24 protein-coding genes are annotated in these 18,285 nt (G+C 53.8%); 2 read left to right on the forward strand and 22 right to left on the reverse strand.

Annotated elements, in window-relative coordinates:
- Nucleotides 1-7 precede the first annotated feature (7 nt).
- From xseB to DFP95_RS11175, 18 genes are all read right to left on the reverse strand, one after another.
- Entirely contained in the window at nt 8-286 is a 279-nt protein-coding gene (gene xseB / locus DFP95_RS11090; RefSeq protein ID WP_115992685.1) for an exodeoxyribonuclease VII small subunit, read from the reverse strand.
- Entirely contained in the window at nt 279-1,640 is a 1,362-nt protein-coding gene (xseA, locus tag DFP95_RS11095; RefSeq protein ID WP_115992686.1) for an exodeoxyribonuclease VII large subunit, read from the reverse strand. Before xseA ends, xseB begins: the two co-directional genes overlap by 8 nt.
- Before the next feature lie 14 nt (nt 1,641-1,654).
- Complete coding sequence (gene folD, locus DFP95_RS11100) at nt 1,655-2,506, reverse strand: bifunctional methylenetetrahydrofolate dehydrogenase/methenyltetrahydrofolate cyclohydrolase FolD (protein ID WP_115992687.1); 852 nt, start codon at nt 2,504-2,506, stop codon at nt 1,655-1,657.
- Nucleotides 2,503-2,964 (reverse strand): transcription antitermination factor NusB, encoded by a 462-nt coding sequence (gene nusB / locus DFP95_RS11105; RefSeq protein WP_115992688.1) that lies wholly within the window; start codon nt 2,962-2,964, stop codon nt 2,503-2,505. The genes folD and nusB overlap by 4 nt, the downstream gene beginning before the upstream one ends.
- 165 nt (nt 2,965-3,129) lie before the next feature.
- Entirely contained in the window at nt 3,130-3,360 is a 231-nt protein-coding gene (locus DFP95_RS11110) for a DUF2273 domain-containing protein (protein ID WP_115992689.1), read from the reverse strand.
- A gap of 14 nt (nt 3,361-3,374) precedes the next feature.
- Nucleotides 3,375-3,938: an alkaline shock response membrane anchor protein AmaP gene (gene amaP / locus DFP95_RS11115; RefSeq protein WP_115992690.1), complete on the reverse strand. Its 564-nt coding sequence runs from the start codon at nt 3,936-3,938 to the stop codon at nt 3,375-3,377.
- A gap of 210 nt (nt 3,939-4,148) precedes the next feature.
- A complete protein-coding gene (locus DFP95_RS11120; protein ID WP_115992691.1) occupies nt 4,149-4,556 on the reverse strand; it encodes an Asp23/Gls24 family envelope stress response protein in 408 nt (135 codons plus the stop codon).
- Nucleotides 4,557-4,669: 113 nt separating this feature from the next.
- A complete protein-coding gene (gene accC / locus DFP95_RS11125) occupies nt 4,670-6,055 on the reverse strand; it encodes an acetyl-CoA carboxylase biotin carboxylase subunit (protein ID WP_115992692.1) in 1,386 nt (461 codons plus the stop codon).
- Between the two features lie 19 nt (nt 6,056-6,074).
- Nucleotides 6,075-6,557: an acetyl-CoA carboxylase biotin carboxyl carrier protein gene (accB, locus tag DFP95_RS11130; RefSeq protein ID WP_115992693.1), complete on the reverse strand. Its 483-nt coding sequence runs from the start codon at nt 6,555-6,557 to the stop codon at nt 6,075-6,077.
- A 226-nt stretch (nt 6,558-6,783) separates the two neighbouring features.
- On the reverse strand, nt 6,784-7,470 hold the full coding sequence (locus DFP95_RS11135) for a SpoIIIAH-like family protein (RefSeq protein WP_115992694.1): 687 nt from the start codon (nt 7,468-7,470) through the stop codon (nt 6,784-6,786).
- A 34-nt stretch (nt 7,471-7,504) separates the two neighbouring features.
- Entirely contained in the window at nt 7,505-8,161 is a 657-nt protein-coding gene (spoIIIAG, locus tag DFP95_RS11140) for a stage III sporulation protein AG (protein ID WP_115992695.1), read from the reverse strand.
- A 27-nt stretch (nt 8,162-8,188) separates the two neighbouring features.
- Complete coding sequence (spoIIIAF, locus tag DFP95_RS11145) at nt 8,189-8,926, reverse strand: stage III sporulation protein AF (protein WP_115992696.1); 738 nt, start codon at nt 8,924-8,926, stop codon at nt 8,189-8,191.
- A gap of 19 nt (nt 8,927-8,945) precedes the next feature.
- Nucleotides 8,946-10,193 (reverse strand): stage III sporulation protein AE, encoded by a 1,248-nt coding sequence (spoIIIAE, locus tag DFP95_RS11150; protein ID WP_245987556.1) that lies wholly within the window; start codon nt 10,191-10,193, stop codon nt 8,946-8,948.
- A gap of 24 nt (nt 10,194-10,217) precedes the next feature.
- Nucleotides 10,218-10,607, reverse strand: coding sequence for a stage III sporulation protein AD (gene spoIIIAD / locus DFP95_RS11155; protein ID WP_115992697.1), 390 nt, complete (start codon nt 10,605-10,607; stop codon nt 10,218-10,220).
- 9 nt (nt 10,608-10,616) lie between these two features.
- Nucleotides 10,617-10,820: a stage III sporulation protein AC gene (gene spoIIIAC / locus DFP95_RS11160; RefSeq protein WP_094050916.1), complete on the reverse strand. Its 204-nt coding sequence runs from the start codon at nt 10,818-10,820 to the stop codon at nt 10,617-10,619.
- Between the two features lie 135 nt (nt 10,821-10,955).
- Complete coding sequence (gene spoIIIAB, locus DFP95_RS11165) at nt 10,956-11,483, reverse strand: stage III sporulation protein SpoIIIAB (RefSeq protein ID WP_115992698.1); 528 nt, start codon at nt 11,481-11,483, stop codon at nt 10,956-10,958.
- Nucleotides 11,476-12,642, reverse strand: coding sequence for a stage III sporulation protein AA (spoIIIAA, locus tag DFP95_RS11170; RefSeq protein ID WP_115992699.1), 1,167 nt, complete (start codon nt 12,640-12,642; stop codon nt 11,476-11,478). The genes spoIIIAB and spoIIIAA overlap by 8 nt, the downstream gene beginning before the upstream one ends.
- A gap of 99 nt (nt 12,643-12,741) precedes the next feature.
- Nucleotides 12,742-13,005 (reverse strand): YqhV family protein, encoded by a 264-nt coding sequence (locus DFP95_RS11175; protein ID WP_115992700.1) that lies wholly within the window; start codon nt 13,003-13,005, stop codon nt 12,742-12,744.
- Nucleotides 13,006-13,183: 178 nt separating this feature from the next.
- Here DFP95_RS11175 and comA point away from each other — a divergent pair, with 178 nt between their 5' ends.
- Together comA and DFP95_RS11185 are read left to right on the forward strand one after the other, a co-directional pair.
- The gene (comA, locus tag DFP95_RS11180; RefSeq protein WP_115992701.1) at nt 13,184-14,008 is read left to right on the forward strand and encodes a phosphosulfolactate synthase; all 825 of its coding nucleotides are present in this window, start codon (nt 13,184-13,186) and stop codon (nt 14,006-14,008) included.
- A gap of 136 nt (nt 14,009-14,144) precedes the next feature.
- Nucleotides 14,145-14,603, forward strand: coding sequence for a DUF441 domain-containing protein (locus tag DFP95_RS11185; RefSeq protein ID WP_115992702.1), 459 nt, complete (start codon nt 14,145-14,147; stop codon nt 14,601-14,603).
- An 88-nt stretch (nt 14,604-14,691) separates the two neighbouring features.
- On the opposite strand, the gene DFP95_RS11190 is transcribed toward DFP95_RS11185, so the two are convergent.
- From DFP95_RS11190 to aroQ, 4 genes are all read right to left on the reverse strand, one after another.
- Nucleotides 14,692-15,945 carry an aspartate kinase gene (locus DFP95_RS11190; RefSeq protein WP_115992703.1) on the reverse strand — a complete coding sequence of 418 codons (1,254 nt, stop codon included), beginning with the start codon at nt 15,943-15,945 and terminating at the stop codon, nt 14,692-14,694.
- 125 nt (nt 15,946-16,070) lie between these two features.
- Entirely contained in the window at nt 16,071-16,628 is a 558-nt protein-coding gene (gene efp / locus DFP95_RS11195; protein WP_115992704.1) for an elongation factor P, read from the reverse strand.
- A 35-nt stretch (nt 16,629-16,663) separates the two neighbouring features.
- Nucleotides 16,664-17,737, reverse strand: coding sequence for a M24 family metallopeptidase (locus DFP95_RS11200; protein ID WP_115992705.1), 1,074 nt, complete (start codon nt 17,735-17,737; stop codon nt 16,664-16,666).
- A 61-nt stretch (nt 17,738-17,798) separates the two neighbouring features.
- Nucleotides 17,799-18,257 (reverse strand): type II 3-dehydroquinate dehydratase, encoded by a 459-nt coding sequence (gene aroQ / locus DFP95_RS11205; RefSeq protein WP_115992706.1) that lies wholly within the window; start codon nt 18,255-18,257, stop codon nt 17,799-17,801.
- Between the last annotated feature and the right edge of the window lie 28 nt (nt 18,258-18,285).

Genomic DNA, 18,285 nt, shown 5'->3' on the forward strand with positions numbered 1-18,285 from the left:
CTGAAGCTTACGCTTCTTCTTTCGACGCGGCGAAAGGCTTGCGCTGCAACCCGGCGTCGCCTTCCACAAGCATTTCGATGCGGCGCTCGACCTGTTCCAGCTTCTGACCGCACAATTTGGACAAGGACATGCCTTCTTGAAAAAGCTCGATTGCCGTTTCCAAAGGAACGTCCCCGCTCTCCAGCTTGGCAACGATCGTTTCGAGCGTTTCCATTGCCTGCTCGAAAGTAATCGCCGGCGCAGCCGTTTCCTTGGCGGAGTTATCCGCAGAACCGCTCTTAGCCATTTGCTTGTTCCTCCCCTTCAATCCCCCATACTTGGCAATCCAGTTTACCGTCGGCTAATCTTACGTGGATTAAATCTCCCGGCTGCACTTCATTGATCGTGCGGATAAGCGACTTTTCCCGCTCGTCATACACGAGGCTATATCCCCGCGCCATTACCTTCAGCGGACTTAAAGCGTCCAAGTGTCTTACGAGCGACCCGAATTGGCTTTGCCGCTGGCGGATGATTCCGTTCATCGCCAGCTCCAAGCCGCGCTTCGCGGACGAAATCCTCTTGCGGGCGAATGCCGCCTGCTGATTAGGATTAACGGCCGACAACCTGCCGTTCAGGCGCGATAATCGTTCTTTCGCTTTGGCATGCTCGGCTTGGACCCGGTGGCGCAACCTGTCCCGAAGCCTGTCCAACCTCTCGGCTTGAACGAGGAGACTTCTCCTAGGTTGGGTGAAATAAGGAGAACGCGCTGCATTCTGCCATCGTTCCCTTGCCTTGCCGAGCAGACCGCTCAACGATTTCGCCATTCTCTGTTCCAGATGAACGAGCCCTTGCCTCACCTCTCCCGAGTGCCGAACGGCTAACTCCGCGGCCGCTGTCGGAGTCGCCGCGCGCAAATCCGCGGCAAAATCGGAAATCGTAAAATCGGTCTCGTGACCGACCGCCGAGATGACTGGAATCGCGGATGCCCTAATCGCCCTGGCTACGGCTTCCTCGTTGAAAGCCCAGAGTTCTTCCAGAGAACCGCCGCCTCGGCCGACGATAAGCACGTCGGCTTCCGCAAGTTCGTTCATCGCCCGGATAGCCTTGACGATCGAAGGAGCCGCTCCCGTTCCTTGAACGGATACGGGATATAACAGCACGTCGACTCCCGGGTTTCGACGCTCGATCGTAATCAAGATATCGCGAACTGCGGCACCCGTTGGCGAAGTTATTACGCCTACCGTACGCGGGTAACGGGGAAGCTCCCTTTTCGCGCTGTCAAGGAACAGTCCTTCTAACTCCAGCTTCTTCTTTAACTGCTCGAATGCCAAGTAAAGGCTTCCGATGCCGTCGGGTTGCATCGCCGTGGCGTAAAATTGATATTGACCGTCTCTTTCGTACACAGAGATGCCTCCGCGAGCCAACACCTTCATCCCGTCTTTCGGAGCGAAAGGAAGCCGTTGGTTGTAGGAGGCAAACATGATGCATTTAAGCCTTGAGCCTTCGTCCTTCAAAGTGAAGTACATATGGCCGCTGGAATGAAACGTGAAATTAGAAATTTCGCCTCTGAGCCAGATGTCCTGGAGTCCGGAGTCGCCTTCCAGCTTCATCTTGATCAGACGATTAACGTCTCGAATGCTTAGCGCGCGGGCCGGTTCCATCGATTGGCTCCTTCCTACGCTTGCGCGCGTTGAGCGGATTTCAATGTATTGGCCATCAGCATCGTGATCGTCATCGGTCCTACGCCGCCCGGTACAGGAGTAATCCAACCGGCGACATCGATCACGTCGTCGAAATCCACGTCGCCGCACAGCTTGCCATCAGGCAAACGATTGACGCCGACGTCGATCACGACGGCACCCGGCTTAACCCATTCTTTCTTCACGAGCTTCGGAACGCCGACGCCAACGACGAGAATATCGGCTTGACGGGCAAGCTCGGAGATATTCGGCGTGCGGGAGTGACAGATCGTAACGGTCGCGTTCTCGCGCAATAGCAGCATCGCGACGGGTTTGCCTACGATGTTGCTTCTGCCGATAACAACGGCATGTTTGCCGGCCGGATGATTTCCGGTCCGCTTTAGCAATTCGATTACGCCTGATGGCGTGCAAGGCAACAACGCATCGTCGCCGATCATCAGATTGCCGACGCTCTCCGGATGGAAGCCGTCTACGTCCTTCTCGACGGATATGGCATCGATGATCGCTTTCTCTTCGATATGCTTGGGCAGCGGAAGCTGGACCAGAATTCCGTGAACGTTATTCTGTTCGTTGTATCGATGAATAAGACCGAGGAGCTCGTCCTGCGTTGTATCCGCGGGTACCCGAATGACCTCCGAGTAATAGCCCAACTGCTCGCAGGCTTTCGCTTTATTCCTCACGTAAACTTCCGAAGCAGGGTCTTCTCCTACGAGAATGACGACAAGGCCCGGAGTGATTCCCCGTGCTTTCAGCTGATCGACTTCCGTCCGTAACTCCTCGCGGATCGAATCCGATATTTGTTTGCCGTATATGATTTGCGCGCTCACGGTTTGTCCCCCTCCGGCGTTTGGCTTTCTTCTCTTTCCCTCAGCATTCGTCCAAGAACGCCGTTGACGAATTTACCGTTCTCTTCCAAGCCGAAATGCTTGGCCAACTCGATCGCTTCGTTGATGACTACCTTCGGCGGAACTTCTTGACGATACGTGAGTTCATAAGCGGCTAAGCGCAAAATCTGACGATCGACCCTCGATAACCGTTCCACTTGCCAGCCGGTCAAATAGACGACGAGGCTTTGATCGATCGACTCTCGCTTATCCTGCACCCCTTGCACCAATTCGCGCGTGAATGCATCAATGTTGGCTAGCTCGGCAACATCCGTGCCGATCTCGTTCTCTTGCCGCGCTTCTTCCATTACGATATCGACGGCTTCATCGCCCGTCACGCCGTTCATCTCTATCTGGTACAAGCTTTGTACCACGATTTCCCTAGCAAGTCTGCGTTTCATGTGTCCTCCCGAATGCTCCTAGTCGTTCAAGCTATTACCCTTTATTATAACTCTATATGCGGTAGTTCAATAAAAAACAAAAAACCCATGAATCATCTATTCCATCGTCAAAACCGCGGAGCCAACGCTCCACCGTCTCTGCATGGGCAAGAACATTCACAGGGATTATCTCGACCAGGGCCAACGGTCGGACACCCAATCCGATAATCTATCCCACGGAAAAAGCGGTCCACGACGTTCGTCCTTTTGTTTTCCGATCCAATAACCTATGCCGATTAGCAAAGCGCAGAAAAGCATATCCCAAAATCCGCTGATCAAATAAATAATACCGAATAAGAGACCCGCCGCTACCCCCGCGATTCTTCCTCCGAAGGATTCCCACCAGACTCTCCACATAGGCGGTTCTCCCCCTATTCTACGCGGCTCTTAAAGGAAGTAGGCGCTTGCGTGACGTTTGCGATGAATACGGAAACTTCCGCAACCGGAATGCCCGTCGCCTCTTCGATTTGCTGCGAGACCGTGCGTTGCATTTCTTCAGACATTGTCGGAATCGATCCTTCGCCGTCCACGAAAGCTCGAATCAGAATTCCTAGCCCCGCTTCCGACACTCTTACGCGCGCGCGCAAATCTTTCACTCCGCGAGTACGGGATGCCGCCTTAAGAGCAAGATTCTCGACGGTTTCGACGGAAATGCGAATATCGCCATGCTCCGTTCTTTGATTGATAGAAGGAGCGGAATTGCCGTCGCGACGAACGGAGACTATGAAGAATCTGACGCTAATTAAAAGCAAGATAACGGCAACGCCTATGACTGAGCTTTGAACGACGCGCACGTCGCCGGTAAAATCAGCTACGACCTCATTCAGCCAATCCACCGAAAATCCGCCGCTTGCGGCAACTATCGCTATGATAGATGCTGCGCCAATCGCTACGCTGTACAAAAACAGAAGCAACCTGTCCAACACTTTAATCAACGGTTGAGCCCTCCCAATCGTCCTGCTTGTTGTCGTTAGAAGTGATCTTCGGATCCTGCCGATTTCTTAAGCCGTTCTAATAGGAAAATGTCCCCCGATTCGCGAAAAGGCCTCTGCGAGAGTTCCCTGAAGGAAGTTCTCGTCAGAGGGCCGTCATTCGCAGACCGGAGGTTCCGTCGTTCCCGCGTCAATCAAGACGCCGTCACGTCATTATCGGACACGTACATGCGTTTCGTCTTCATCGGGCTTATCGCCAGCTTTGAAGTGAACGTCGTGTATATGTACGTTGACTTCCACCACGTTTAGTCCGGTCATCGTCTCGATCGAGCGTTTGACGTTACGTTGAATTTCCGTTGAAATTTCCGGGATGCGGCGTCCGTATTGAACAATAATCGATACGTCTATGGCTGCTTCGCGCTGTCCGACTTCCACCTTCACGCCTTTGGACAAATTCTTGCGTCCTAACAATTCGGCTATTCCGGAAGAAAGTCCGCCGCTCATGCCGGCGACGCCTTCGACCTCCACCGTCGCTAATCCGGCAATCACTTCAATGACTTCCGGGGCGATCTCGATGGTGCCCATGTCCGTCCGTTCGTATTCCGGGGCTATCGTTTCCATGCGTAGTTCCACCTCCACTTACCCGGACCAAATCTGAGTAAGTCCGAGCTTTCGCCTTCACTAATTATAAATATAGCATTCTCGGATTATTATGACAAACGCTTGGCCTTAAATTATAACGAGAATCCGTTATCCGCGACCGGTTCGCTGTCCCCGTTAATATCGTGATCTTCCAAAAACTTAATATCGAACGTGCCTTTTGCAAAAATCGGGTGGTTCATGAGCTTCAAGTGGAACGGAATCGTCGTCTTGACTCCCTCGATCATAAATTCGCTCAATGCCCTGCGCGTTCTCGCGATCGCTTCCTCCCGCGTCGGAGCCCATACGATCAGCTTGGCGATCATGGAGTCGTAATGCGGAGAGATCACGTACTGCGGATATGCAGCGCTATCCACGCGGACGCCCGGTCCGCCCGGAGGCAAGTAGAATCCGATTTTCCCTGCCGACGGCATGAAATTACGTTCGGAATCTTCCGCGTTGATTCTGCATTCGATAGCCCAACCGTCGAACTTGATATCCTCTTGCTTGAAGGAAAGCGGCGCTCCTTCGGCAATGGCGATCATTTCCTTGATCAAGTCGATCCCGGTAATCATCTCCGTCACGGGATGCTCTACTTGGATTCGGGTATTCATTTCCATGAAATAGAATTGGCCGTCCGGTCCGAGTAAATACTCGATCGTTCCGGCTCCGGAATAATTCACGGCGCGAGCGGCCCTTACGGATGCCATGCCCATTCGGTTTCTAAGTTCCGGCGTCATGATAGAACAAGGCGCTTCTTCCACGAGCTTCTGGCGACGGCGCTGAACCGAGCAATCTCGTTCGCCCAGATGCGCCACGTTACCGTGTTTGTCGGCGATAATCTGAATTTCCACGTGCTTCATGCCCGTTAAATACTTCTCCAAGTAAACGCCGGAATTCCCGAAAGCCTTTTCAGCTTCCTGTTGGGCCGTCGTGATCTCGCGGATCAGCATTTCCTCGTTCTCCGCGATTCTTATCCCGCGCCCGCCGCCGCCCGCCGTTGCTTTAATGATAACGGGGTAGCCGATATCGCGCGCGACGCGAATGGCATCGTCGAGATCCTCGAGCAGTCCGTCGGAGCCCGGAATAACCGGTACGTCCGCGTCCTTCATCGTTTGCTTGGCAACCGATTTGTCGCCCATGCGGCTGATCGCCACGGAGGAGGGACCGATAAAAGAAATATTGCAAGTTTCGCAGATGTCCGCGAAATCGGCGTTTTCGGAAAGGAATCCGTAGCCCGGATGGATGGCATCGCAATCCGTTAGAGTTGCAACGCTCATTATGTTCGTTAAATTTAAGTAGCTGTCTTTAGACGCCGTCGGACCGATGCAATACGCTTCGTCGGCCAAACGGACGTGCAACGATTCCCTGTCGGCCTCCGAATACACCGCGACCGCGGTAATTCCGAGCTCCCGGCATGCGCGAATGATTCTTACCGCGATTTCGCCGCGATTGGCAATCAAAATTTTATTGAATTTCAAGGTTAAATCCTCCTCGGGATTATTCCGGCTTCACTAGGAATAGAGGTTGGCCGAATTCGACGAGCTGTCCGTTCTCCACGAGAATTTCTACGATCTCGCCTTTCACTTCCGCTTCCAAAGGATTCATCAGCTTCATCGCTTCAAGGATGCATACGACCGTTTTGTCGGAAACCTTGTCTCCGATATTCACGAAAGAAGAAGCATCCGGGGACGGAGAACGGTAAAACGTTCCCACCATCGGCGAAACGATGCGGTGCAAATGGGAATTGTCCGCCACGGCGGGTTTAACTTCCTGCGCGGATGCCGTCGCGACCGCTAGTGCTGCCGGTTGTGCTTGCGGTAAATATGTATGAGAAAGGTGGGGGGTTTGCACGTTGACGACTTCGGTGCGGCCCGGTTTGCGAATGGATAGTCGCATACCTTCGTTCTCAATTTCCAATTCATGTACCGTTGTTTGGTCTACCAGTTTGATCAATTCTTTAATTTCGCTCAACTTAAACATCTCGGTCACTCCTTGATTCGGGATTCCCCGTCTAAAGAAAGCATGTTCGATCCCACAACGGAACTATTATACCATAATCGACCGAAATGGAAAGAGTTATGCTCTCTTCCACGACAAATCCTAGACCTGTCGGCAACGATAAAAGAGGGCCCGCCGGAAGCAGAATAAGAATCTGCTTCCGGCAAGTCCTCTCGCAAGCATGCGTTTGACTTGTTATGCTCCTTGCTTAATGTACGTATTGCACGGTTACGCGATCCGGCGTAACGTTGAGTTCCTTCGTGGCCATGTCCATGATGCCGACCGCTTGTTTCTTCTCTAGCTTATCGCTTAGGACGATAACCTTGAAATTCGCGTCTTCTTCGGAAACGACCGCGTTATCGAATTCCTGGAGCAGTTTTTCCTGCAAGCTCGTAATCCGGGAGTCCGTATCTTCCAAACGCCCCAATTCCTCGGCCGCGTAAATCGCATCGTCCTGGCTTAACTTAGGATCGGCTATCTTCGCTCTTAGCTCCTCCGCCTTCTTGCTGATGTTTTCCTGCTGCTCCATCAGTTTCGTTTCGAGCAAATCGTTGCCCTTCAAGTTGGCGATTCTATTGATGACCTCTTCGTCTTCGGGGGAAACCGCGTTCGGATCCCCTTCCGTGCCGGCGGCTTCCTCGGTTACCTCTCCGTCCGCGGTTCCGTCCGGCTCGATGCCGGTTACTTCGTTCGTCGTGCTATCCACTTGAGACACGCTAATGCCGTCCGAGTTCAAAGCGGAATCCTTGCTCGCATCCGGATATTGCTCCGTCTGTTCGATTCCGCTTGCATTGTCCGTTACCGGAGCATCTTCCGTAAATAGATAATAGGCCGAAAGGATCACCATCAAGCTAAGCATGGATACCAACCATATGGTTTGGCGTTTGTTATTCATTTTTCCATTCCTCCTACAGGGTTTTTAATTGAGTTTAGGTACAAGACTTGCCGGGCACGACAGAGATTCGATGCATCGGAACGTCGAGGCCGCGGGACACCGTTTCGGCGATCAGCCTTTGCACCGTCGCGTTCTCCACTCCGCAGGCGACGACCGAAACCCCTCGTACTCGCGGTTTCAGCTTCTTCACGACAATGGGCGATTGAAGGCCCGACTCCACTTCGTACAAGACGACCTGGCCGTCCTTCGAGATATCCGTGATATGTCTCTTGGCTCCGTTGCGATCCGTTTCCTCGGTCAACGTCTGCATCTGCTTCTCGTTAAGCTGCACGATCGTCTCTTCGGTCGAATCGACCATCACCATGACGTTCACCGTTCCGACTCCGACGATTCTCTCCAATTGCTCCTTCAGCCTGTTTTCGAATTCGGCTTCGACATCGGCGAAAGGAGTTGTCTTGCGTTCTTCGTTGCCCATAAAAGTCGTCTGCTGGGGAGTGTCTTCATCGCGAGGCGGCGACAAATTGGGATCTTGGTTAGGATCTACCGGCTTGACGTTCAACATGGAAGCCGCCAGGAGCAATGCCGCTCCGGCCAACCCGATCAATACGAGCCATCGGAACGCCTTGACTCTGCGCGGACCTCCCGTTCCCCCGCCGATAAACGATTCCAACCGCTGTAACCACTTAGCCATTGCTGCCCCCTCCCCCCGGAGTCAAGTTTATTTCTCGGAAATCATAGCCGGCACTTTGACTTCCACGATATCGGCCTGCAGTCCGAACCGGCTTGCCACTAACGCGGATACTCGCAGCCGGGTATCGCGATCTGCATCTTCTTCCTGCGCCATCGCCGGCTGACCGGAATCTTGCGCGAGATCCTGTTCGGGAGAAGGGGTCGCGGCCGATTCGGACGGCCAACCATCTAACTCTATCCGGATATCGATGTCCGCGACCGACTCCACTTCGCTTACCGGAGTCGAGTTCGAGCCGCTCCGTTCATCCCGCTCGGACTCCAGCGTTACGACGACTTTCGTCACCGTCACGCTGCCGTCTTCCCCTTGACCCAACGCGACATCTACGTCGCGCACGCCGCGTTGCTCGCTTTGTTGCACTTCGCTTCGTATAGCAGTCTCCAGCTTAACGGCTACGAGTTCAGCGGCTTCTGCTCCGTGCTTCTCGCGAAGCTTGGCACCCTGCTCTTCGATCATCGCCAACTGGGCATCGGCATCGCCCGGCGAACGCTCCACGGCATCGAGGCCTTCGGCGAGCTTGGCCGTGAAGTCGCCCTTCATCCAATTCATGACCGGCGTGGCCAATGTCATCAGGATGAATAGTCCCGCCACGAGCCGCACGTACCTTTGCATCGTTCTATTCGGCAGAAGTAAATCGATGAGCACCGCCAGCAACACCACGGCGATAATCTGGCGAAGCCAATGGGACAGCCCCTCCATCAATCCCATCGCGCGCTCACCTCCCTTATTAGCGGATCATGAGCGCGGCGTTGCCCGCGGTCAGAATGATCGTCACCGCCAGGAAAAACATTAATCCGACGGAGGCCAACGCCGCGAATACGTATATGAGCGTCTTTCCGATCGTTTGCAAGCATTGGACGATCGGCGTGTCCCCCAAAGGTTGCATGATCGCTCCGGCCAAGTTATAGATCAAAGCAAGCGTCAATATCTTGATCGCGGGGAAAGCGCAGAGAAACAGCAATACGACGACTCCGGCGATCCCTACCGCGTTCTTCACGAGCAAACTGGCCGACATGACCGTATCCGTCGCGTCCGAGAACATTTTCCCGACGACGGGAACGAAATTTCCGGTGACGAACTTAGCCGTCCTCAGCGCGACTCCGTCCGTTACCGCGCCTGTCGCTCCTTGAACCGAAAGCACCCCTAGAAACACGGTCAGCAGGATGCCCAGGACTCCGACGCCTATATTCCGCAGCAGGTTGGCCAATTGCGTCACTTTGTAACGATCGGATATCGAGCTGACCAGATGGAGAACCGCCGAGAAAAACAACAACGGAAAGACGACGACGTGGATGAAAGTTCCTACCGTATGGATCATGAACACGATCAGTGGATGCAATACCGCTACGGAAGTAACTCCTCCCGATCCCGCCAAGAGGGCCAGCAGCAACGGCACCATCGCCAGCATGAACTGCACCATGTTCTCTATAGCGTCCCCGGCATAAGACGTCGCCGTTCGGAAGCTGTTCACCGCCAAGATAATGAGTACCATATAGGCGATTCCGTAAGCGACTTTGCTGACCGCATTGCGTTCGAAGGCGCTTTGCATCGTCTCCAGCAGCATGGTGAATACCGTCAGCAGCACGATCGTCACCAGCAGCTTGCCGCTGTACAGCACCTCGTGCAAGAAAAACCGGGCAAGTCCGGCAAACGCCTGCCCCGCGCTCCATTGCTTACCGTCGGGAAACATCAGCTGTCGCAATTCCGGAAGTTTTCCTTCGGGAAAATAACCTCCGTACTCGCCTTTCAGGTCGTTCCAGTATTTCTGAATTTGCCCGAGCTCAACTTCCTCGCTCTGCCGTTTAGCCAAGTCGCCGGGAAGCTGTTCTTGCGACTCGGCGCCTTGGTCCGCGGGAACGGAGCCCGAACCTCCCGTTTGCTCTGCAAAGGCGAGAGAATCTCCCAACAGTAACATGAACAGTAGCATGAACAGCAGGATCGCAACCCGTCTTACCATTCCCGACCGTCGCGGCATGTTCTCCCTCCCGTCCGCGCCCCGTCAAGCCGGCAGCAAATTCAGCACCGTTTCGACGATGACGCTGATGATGGGCACGGCCATAACGAGAATGAGCATCTTACCGGCGAATTCGATTTTCGATGCAATGCTTTCCAGCCCAGCGTCCCTTACGATCTGCGCCCCGAATTCGGCGATATAAGCAATGCCGATAATTTTCAGCATCGTTTTCAGATACACCGCCGGAATACCCGAACGATCCGCGAGTTCTTCCAATACGGAAATCACGTCATCGATCTTCCCGACGAAGGCCAGAAAAATCGCAACGCCGACGAAGGCGGCCAACAAATAGGCGAACATCGGTTTTTGTTCCCGGATGACAAGAATGAGCACGGTCGCCAGAAACCCGATCCCGACAATCTGGAGAATATCCACCCGCTTCACCTACTGGAACAGGAAAATCGTTTTGATTTCCTGGAATAAATCGTTGAGCATGCGAACCACCATGAAGAGCACGACCACGAATCCGATCAAAGTCACCCAATGCGCCATATCTTCCTTGCCCATCTGCTTCAACACCGTATGAATCATCGCCACGATGATGCCGATACCGGCGATTTGGAATATGGTGCTGATGTCGATGTTCATCGTAATGGCCCCCCAAGTAAAACGGCTACGCCGTCCTCGGGACGGTGTTACACGTTTGTATCGAGCTGTCAGGTGAGTATAAAAATGCTGGTATTTATACTTCCTGACTGTTTAACTAATCCCCCGGAATCCGCGCTATACCATCAAAATGACGACTAACGCGGCTCCGAGCATTCCCAGACTTCTGCTCAGCTTCTCGTAACGGTGTTGGTCGTCCCTCGCCGATGCTTCCTCCGCCTGCAATTGAATGGAGGTAAGTCGAATATGCTTCAGCTGGTCTTCTCTTCCGCTTCCCCCGAGGGTCGATCCCAACCTAAGAACGGCTTCCCTTTCCGGCTTCTTCATCGCCGTCCCCGGCCAGTGGGAGATAACCGCCGCCTCCCAGCACTCTCGGACGGTTTCTCCGTAACCGGCCGAATCCCTCGAGAGCGAGCTGGCGATGCTGGCGAACAGATTGGATAAGGGCTGCGTCACCATTCCGGATATTCGGCTTAAAGCTTCGGGCAGATGCGTCTGCCCGTAGCTGATCTCCGTCTCCAGCCGTTGAAGCGCATGAAGCATCTCGCGGATTTGCCTCGGGCGGGCCGCGAACCTTGCCGCCTGCAGGAAGCCGATCATCGTGCCCGCGAATAATATAAGCAATATTCCCGCGAATTTAAGCATCTTCGTCCCCCCTGGGCATGATCGCGTTCGGGGATCGGATGACCGGCATCGGCCTGGCTTTCACGTTCACTTGAGCGGGCGAAGGCGCTGCCGGCGCGAGGGAACCCTGGACAATAGCATCCCTTGGCGTATCCCATGAAGCATCCCTCGGCGCGTCTCTCGGGGTCGATCCGATCGTTCGGCTGTAACGGCGCGAAGTTTCCCGTATCGCTTCCTCTGCCGTAACGACGCGATGCTCGACCTTCCTGCCGTCCCTGGACAGCAGGACGAAGGACGCGAAAACGCCGTCCGCGGCAAGCTTAGCCAATACGGGTCTTGCGAATACGTCCTTCAGGTCCGTCGCGTGCGCGGTTGCCAGAACCCGAACGCCGGCGTGTATGGCTTCGTTGATCGCGAGCGCGTCTTCAGGCCGGCCGATTTCGTCCACTACGATGACTTCCGGGGACAGGGATCTCACCATCATCATGATTCCTTCCGCTTTCGGGCAGGCGTCGAGCACGTCGCAGCGGGGACCCAAGTCGAACGTCGGAACCCCTCTTTCGCAAGCCGCGATTTCCGAGCGCTCGTCCACGATGCCGACTTTCCGGCTTCCCCATTCCCTTGCGTTCGGATGATGCCACTCGCCGGAGCTGATGCAACGGGCCAATTCCCTTATGAGAGTTGTCTTACCTTGTTGCGGAGCGGAGACGATCAACGTGTGCCCTATCGTTCTTGAGTTGAAATCTAGCAATTCCGGGAGAACCTCGGATGCCACTCCGATGCGGGCGCGGGCGATTCGTACGTTAAATCCCGCTATGTCCCTTAAATGAGACACTTGGCCTTTATCCAGCAAAGTTCTCCCGGCCAAACCGATGCGATGTCCACCGGACACCGTGACGTATCCTCTCCTTAACTCTTCCTCCACGGCGTAAATCGAGTGGTTAGTCACTCTTTCAAGCAATGCCCGGCACAGTTCTTTGCTAGGGACGAAAGCTTCGCGATATCGGTCCGTCAAAGCTCCGTCCTCGCGGACGAACGAATAACGGCTTCCGTAACCGATCTCGAGCGGTCGATTTTCGCGTATGCGAATCTCTTCCAACGATTCCCTAGCAACAGCCGGAATTTGCTCCAGTACTAGACGCAAGGATGTCGGAAACAGCTCCAATAGAGTTTGCGGCATCTAGGCTCCCCCCTTTCCGCCAGAAGTTGTCCTTTGCTGTTTCATATGTATGCTTGGACCTACGGAATATGCATGCCGGAAGTTGCTCCGGGAAGATCGTTACTTTCTGAGAATGCCTATTAATAGACAGCCGACTCCTGCGAGAATCCATATGAATTTTACGGGCGAAAGCTTGTCCGCCAAGCCGACGAGCCCGATCGTCGTCGTGGAAATGAGCACGAGCGGCCCTACCAGCGCCAGCATCGAATTCACCGCCAAAGCTTTCTGAACGTCGTTTAACCGAAGCATGACGATTGCCGCGGTAAGCTCTATGCTTCCCGACAGAATTCGCAGCATGGCCATGCTGAACGCAGCTTTATCCATCCTCGTTCCTCCTAGTCGCGTTGAAGGGTATTTCTATATCTATGCGGACTCGGACTATAACTTGTCTCATAAAGCAGATCCTTTTCGAGCCAAGCTCGGAAGAAATCACCAAATAATAGGCAAATGCATATAGTGGCATGTAAAAATCCACCTTGTAAACAAACGAGGAGAGTTGATCATGCAAATCGCGCACTTAAAATCCATGTGGCCCGAGGGATTATCCGATCCTAGCGGAAGAAGGCAAGCCAAACCCCGCACCAGGGGCCTTACGATGGTTATAGACAAAGGACTCGGCCTACATGCCTTCGACGATTTGCTGTCATCGTCCGGGGAGTATATCGATATCGTCAAGCTGGGATTCGGTACTTCTCCGTTGTATCCCCTTCCGATCATTCGCGACAAAATCAAGCTTGCCCTTAAGCACGGAATCAAGATCATGCCGGGAGGAACTTTGCTGGAAGCCGCGGTCCGGCTCGATCTCGTGCCCGGTTTCTTCAATCAAGTCGCGTCCTTGGGCTTCACCAGCATCGAGGTGTCCGACGGAACGATTAACCTAAGCCGCGCGCGGCGCAGCGAGTTAATCAAAGACGCAAGGAGCTTGGGGCTATCGGTTTCCACGGAATACGGCAAAAAATTGTTCGGCTCGCGCATCGACGTGGAGGATTTCGCGTCGACCGCAGAGCAAGATTGGGCATGCGGAGCGGAGTTGGTTACGGTCGAGGCGAGGGAATCCGGCAAAGGCGTAGGTTTATTCGACGAGCGCGGGGAATGCAGGGACGAAGACTTATCCCATATCTTGAGCGTCGTCCCGAACTTGGACCGAATATTATGGGAAGCTCCCCTGAAGGATCAACAAGTCGCGTTGATCAAAGCATTGGGTGCCGACGTCCATCTCGGCAACATCCCGGCGCAGGACGTCATCACGCTCGAATCGATGCGCCGAGGTTTGCGATCCGATACTTTCGAGCTTCAGCAAGCGCCTTACTTGGAGTATATGATTTAGCTCCGAAAGGCAAGCGAGCTCTCGAGCCGACGGCTAAGAACATGCTCTTACCTCCCCATATGGAACAAGCCCCGCGTTCTAAACGCGGGGCTTGTTCCATATGGTGTACAAACCTTCGAACGGGAGTGTCGCCGTTATGTACGGAGAAGTAGTTCTTGTTACGTTAATCATCATCGGGCTTATCGGCAGATCTTCCATTATCACGACGGCCGCTTGCGTCCTTCTCATTATCAAGCTGACGCACTTGGATCGCTATTTGCCTACCATAGAGCGAAGAGGAATCGAACTCGGGTTGCTCTTTTTGACGTTAGCCGTATTGGTACCCTTCGCATCCGGCCGTATCCAACCTAAAGATATTCTAGCCGCGTTCACGGGGTGGACGGGCTGGGTCGCCTTGGCGGGCGGCGCGATCGGCGCTTATCTGAACAGCAGGGGATTGGATACGCTGAAAGTAGATCCCCAGCTTATCGTCGGCATCGTGGTCGGCTCCATCGTCGGGGTCATTTTCCTGCGCGGCATTCCCGTCGGACCGCTAATGGCGGCCGGATTAACCGCGGTTCTTATCAAGCTGGTACAGCTCTTTGTCGGCAAATAACGAAAAAAAACGCCCCAGGAAGTCGGATGACCTCTTGGAGCAGTCGGTTATAAGGCTTGTCGCCTCGCCTCGTCCTTGCCGTTCTCGCTTAACGACGATCCTGCGGACCGCCGACGTAAGCGGTATCCGCCGTATCCAATCCGTACGCAGTATGAAGCGCGCGAACGACTTCTTGCACCGGTTCGGCGGAAATAACGCAGGATACTTTGATCTCCGAAGTGCTGACCATCTTGATACTGACGCCAACGCCCGAGATCGCTTCGAACATTTTGGCTGCGACTCCAGGATTCGACACCATTCCGGCTCCGACGATCGACACCTTTACCAAGCCTTCCTCATAGGTCGCTTCGCGGTACGGGACTTCCGCCTTAATGCCGGCCAGAACGTCCAATGCGCGCTGACGGTCAGCTAGAGAGACCGTAAACGAGAAGTCGGCCTTGCCGCCTTGGACGCCGCTTTGAACGATAATATCGACATCGATCCCGTTATCCGCTTGTGCACCGAAGATTTTGGCCAATACGCCAGGTTGATCCTCCACGCCGAGCACGCTTATGCGGGCTACGTTTTTATCCGAAGCTATACCCCTTACGACTACGCCTTGTTCCATTTCAGCGGCCTCCCTCACCAACGTGCCTTCATTATTCGTGAAGCTTGAACGAACGACCAAGTTCACGTTGTAATGCTTCGCATACTCGACAGCTCGCGGATGAAGAACCGCGGCGCCTAAATGCGCCAGTTCCAGCATTTCATCATACGAAATCTCGTTAAGCTTCCTGGCGCACTTCACGACGCGCGGATCCGTGGAGTAAATTCCGTCGACGTCGGTGTAAATCTCGCACACGTCAGCTTTGATCGCGGCAGCCATCGCAACGGCCGTCGTATCCGAACCGCCGCGACCGAGCGTCGTTATCTCTCCGCCCTCGGTCATCCCTTGGAACCCGGCAACAATGACGATGTTGCCTTGATCGAGAGACGCGAAGATCCGGTCCGGAGAAATATCGCTGATCCGGGCTTTAGCGTGAACTTCCTCCGTCACGATGCCGGCCTGCCATCCCGTATAAGATCTTGCTTCATGTCCTAGCTTATGAATGGCCATGGACAATAGAGCGACGGAAATTTGCTCGCCCGTCGTCAGCAGCATATCCATTTCGCGGGATGGCGGATTATCGTTTATCTCGTTTGCTTTTTCGATTAGATCATCCGTGGTATCTCCCATCGCCGACACGACGACGACGACGCGATCGCCTTGCAGCTTCTTATCGATGATTCGCTGCGCGACGCGGTTCATTCGCTCCGCAGTGCCGACGGAACTTCCGCCGAATTTCATTACTATCAAAGACACCGGTAGTCACTCCCCAAGAGAACATCTGCATACAGCATCATATTATAGCATAACTCCTTTGGCCCAAAAATAAAAAATCCCCTGTTTTCGTAAATTTTTACGAAGACAGGAGATTTCATATGGAGTTAAGCGCGCGAGATGTATTTGCCTTCGCGAGTATCGATGGATAATACGTCGCCTTCGTTGATGAACAAAGGAACTTGAACGGAGAAGCCGGTCTCCAGCTTAGCCGATTTGGTAGCGCCGGTAGCGGTACTGCCTTTGATTCCCGGCTCTGCTTCGACGACTTTAAGGTCCACGCTGTTCGGAATCGTAATTCCGATCATCGTGCCTTGGTAGCTGGCGATATTGACGGTCATATTTTCCGTAAGGAAATTAATTTCCCATTCCAATTGGCTCTTCGTCAATTCGAATTGGTCGAACGTTTCGTTATCCATGAACGTGTACTCGGAACCCGAGTTGTACAGGTATTGAACGGCGCGGTTCTCGACGTGCGCGCGGACTACGTTCTCGCCGGCGCGGAAGGTTTTCTCGACAACGTTGCCGTTGCGCAGATTTTTCAGCTTGGAGCGGACGAACGCCGCGCCTTTGCCCGGTTTAACATGTTGGAAATCGAGCACGGTATAGAGCCCGCCTTCTACTTCGATCGTCAAGCCTGTCTTAAATTCGTTTACGGAAATCACTTAAATACTCCTCCTGTAGAGACATTGCTCCATGATTAGTCCAATACGATTAATTGTTTCGGCGAGCTAGTTAAAATTCGAATTCCCGCGTCGGTGATGACGATGTCGTCTTCGATCCTCACTCCGCCGAAGCCGGGGAGGTAGATGCCGGGTTCGACCGTCACCGTCATTCCGGGAACCAGAACGATGTCACCCGTTAAAGACAGCCGAGGCGCCTCATGAATTTCCATCCCGAGTCCGTGTCCCGTCCCATGGCCGAAATATTCACCATAACCATACCTTGTGATGATATCCCTCGTCAAGGCGTCGCCTTCTTTTCCCGTCATACCGGGAACCAGATGATCTAACGCATACTGCTGGGCTTCCTTAACGATATCGTAAATTTCGCGGTGCTTGTCGCTTGGTTTGCCTACGACGACTGTACGCGTAATATCCGAGCAATAGCCGTTATAGTATGCGCCGTAATCAAGCTTTACGAATTCGTCCCTGCCGATAATTCGGTCGCTGGCCACGCCGTGAGGAAGCGCGGAGCGTTCGCCGGACGCGACGATCGTGTCGAAAGACGAGCTCGTCGCGCCTTGGGAGCGCATGAACACTTCAAGCTCCAAAGCGATGGCTTTCTCGCTTACGCCCGGTTTAATATAACCGAGAATATGATCGAACGCCCGATCGGCCAAATTCGCCGCATCCTGCATAATCGCGAGCTCGCTTTCGTCCTTGATCATTCTAAGCTTCTCGACGATGCCGTCTGATGGAAGAAGCTTCGCCGGACTCAAAGCCTTTTCCATGGCTATGTACGTCGCATAGGTAACATCCGATTCTTCGATCAACAAAGCTTCGATTCCCCATTGCCGCAACAACTCGGCTACCGTGGCATGTACGCTCTGGCCGTGCTCCACGATCTGAAATCCTTGGGCTTGCTGGGGAGCCTGCTCCCGGTAGCGAAAATCCGTGATTAGCGCCGCATGATCCGCCGTAATAAGGACGACGCCCGAAGATCCGGTAAAGCCCGTCAAATATCGACGGTTAACGGGATGGGTAACGAGAAGCGCCGTTCCTTCCGACTTGGCTATGGATTCCCTTAAGAGGGTAACGCGATTATTAGGCATGGTATAATTCCTCTCTTTCTCGACAACCTGTATGATTCATCATTTTTGAAGTTCGAAATAGCTAACTCGCATTGATATCTTGTCCGGCTTGGATATGGCGACATAGCGCTTGCAACCCCAATTCGTAGCTGTCGGGGCCGAATCCCGCGATCTGACCGAGCGTTACGGCTGCCGTGACCGAAGTGTGCCGGAACGATTCCCGCTTGTGGATGTTGGATAGATGAACCTCGACTGCCGGAATCCCGACGGCCGATAATCCGTCCCGCAGAGCGTAGCTCGTATGAGTCAAAGCGCCGGGATTGATCAATATGCCGTCGCGTTTCCCGAATGCGGCGTGAATTTCATCTAATAGCGCGCCTTCGTGGTTGGATTGATAAAAATGCAACTCAGCTCCGAGCCGCGCCCCTAGCGCCTTAAGTCTGGTTTCAATCTCAGCTAAAGTGACAGCCCCGTAAATCCCGGGTTCGCGTATTCCGAGCATATTCAAATTAGGCCCGTTGATCACCAATATGCTTAGCATTTCCGTCCCTCTCCCCCCGCCGCTGGCC

Source organism: Cohnella lupini, from assembly GCF_003386205.1.
GTDB classification, from domain to species: Bacteria; Bacillota; Bacilli; order Paenibacillales; family Paenibacillaceae; genus Cohnella; species Cohnella lupini.

What these genes read in the sequence shown, in the direction of transcription:
- xseB (WP_115992685.1), bottom strand. Translation starts at nt 286, where the DNA reads ATGGCTAAGAGCGGTTCTGCGGATAACTCCGCCAAGGAAACGGCTGCG.
- xseA (WP_115992686.1), bottom strand. Translation starts at nt 1,640, where the DNA reads ATGGAACCGGCCCGCGCGCTAAGCATTCGAGACGTTAATCGTCTGATC.
- nusB (WP_115992688.1), bottom strand. Translation starts at nt 2,964, where the DNA reads ATGAAACGCAGACTTGCTAGGGAAATCGTGGTACAAAGCTTGTACCAG.
- DFP95_RS11110 (WP_115992689.1), bottom strand. Translation starts at nt 3,360, where the DNA reads ATGTGGAGAGTCTGGTGGGAATCCTTCGGAGGAAGAATCGCGGGGGTA.
- DFP95_RS11120 (WP_115992691.1), bottom strand. Translation starts at nt 4,556, where the DNA reads ATGGAAACGATAGCCCCGGAATACGAACGGACGGACATGGGCACCATC.
- accB (WP_115992693.1), bottom strand. Translation starts at nt 6,557, where the DNA reads ATGTTTAAGTTGAGCGAAATTAAAGAATTGATCAAACTGGTAGACCAA.
- DFP95_RS11135 (WP_115992694.1), bottom strand. Translation starts at nt 7,470, where the DNA reads ATGAATAACAAACGCCAAACCATATGGTTGGTATCCATGCTTAGCTTG.
- spoIIIAG (WP_115992695.1), bottom strand. Translation starts at nt 8,161, where the DNA reads ATGGCTAAGTGGTTACAGCGGTTGGAATCGTTTATCGGCGGGGGAACG.
- spoIIIAF (WP_115992696.1), bottom strand. Translation starts at nt 8,926, where the DNA reads ATGGGATTGATGGAGGGGCTGTCCCATTGGCTTCGCCAGATTATCGCC.
- spoIIIAE (WP_245987556.1), bottom strand. Translation starts at nt 10,193, where the DNA reads ATGCCGCGACGGTCGGGAATGGTAAGACGGGTTGCGATCCTGCTGTTC.
- spoIIIAC (WP_094050916.1), bottom strand. Translation starts at nt 10,820, where the DNA reads ATGAACATCGACATCAGCACCATATTCCAAATCGCCGGTATCGGCATC.
- spoIIIAB (WP_115992698.1), bottom strand. Translation starts at nt 11,483, where the DNA reads ATGCTTAAATTCGCGGGAATATTGCTTATATTATTCGCGGGCACGATG.
- spoIIIAA (WP_115992699.1), bottom strand. Translation starts at nt 12,642, where the DNA reads ATGCCGCAAACTCTATTGGAGCTGTTTCCGACATCCTTGCGTCTAGTA.
- DFP95_RS11175 (WP_115992700.1), bottom strand. Translation starts at nt 13,005, where the DNA reads ATGGATAAAGCTGCGTTCAGCATGGCCATGCTGCGAATTCTGTCGGGA.
- comA (WP_115992701.1), top strand. Translation starts at nt 13,184, where the DNA reads ATGCAAATCGCGCACTTAAAATCCATGTGGCCCGAGGGATTATCCGAT.
- DFP95_RS11185 (WP_115992702.1), top strand. Translation starts at nt 14,145, where the DNA reads ATGTACGGAGAAGTAGTTCTTGTTACGTTAATCATCATCGGGCTTATC.
- DFP95_RS11200 (WP_115992705.1), bottom strand. Translation starts at nt 17,737, where the DNA reads ATGCCTAATAATCGCGTTACCCTCTTAAGGGAATCCATAGCCAAGTCG.
- aroQ (WP_115992706.1), bottom strand. Translation starts at nt 18,257, where the DNA reads ATGCTAAGCATATTGGTGATCAACGGGCCTAATTTGAATATGCTCGGA.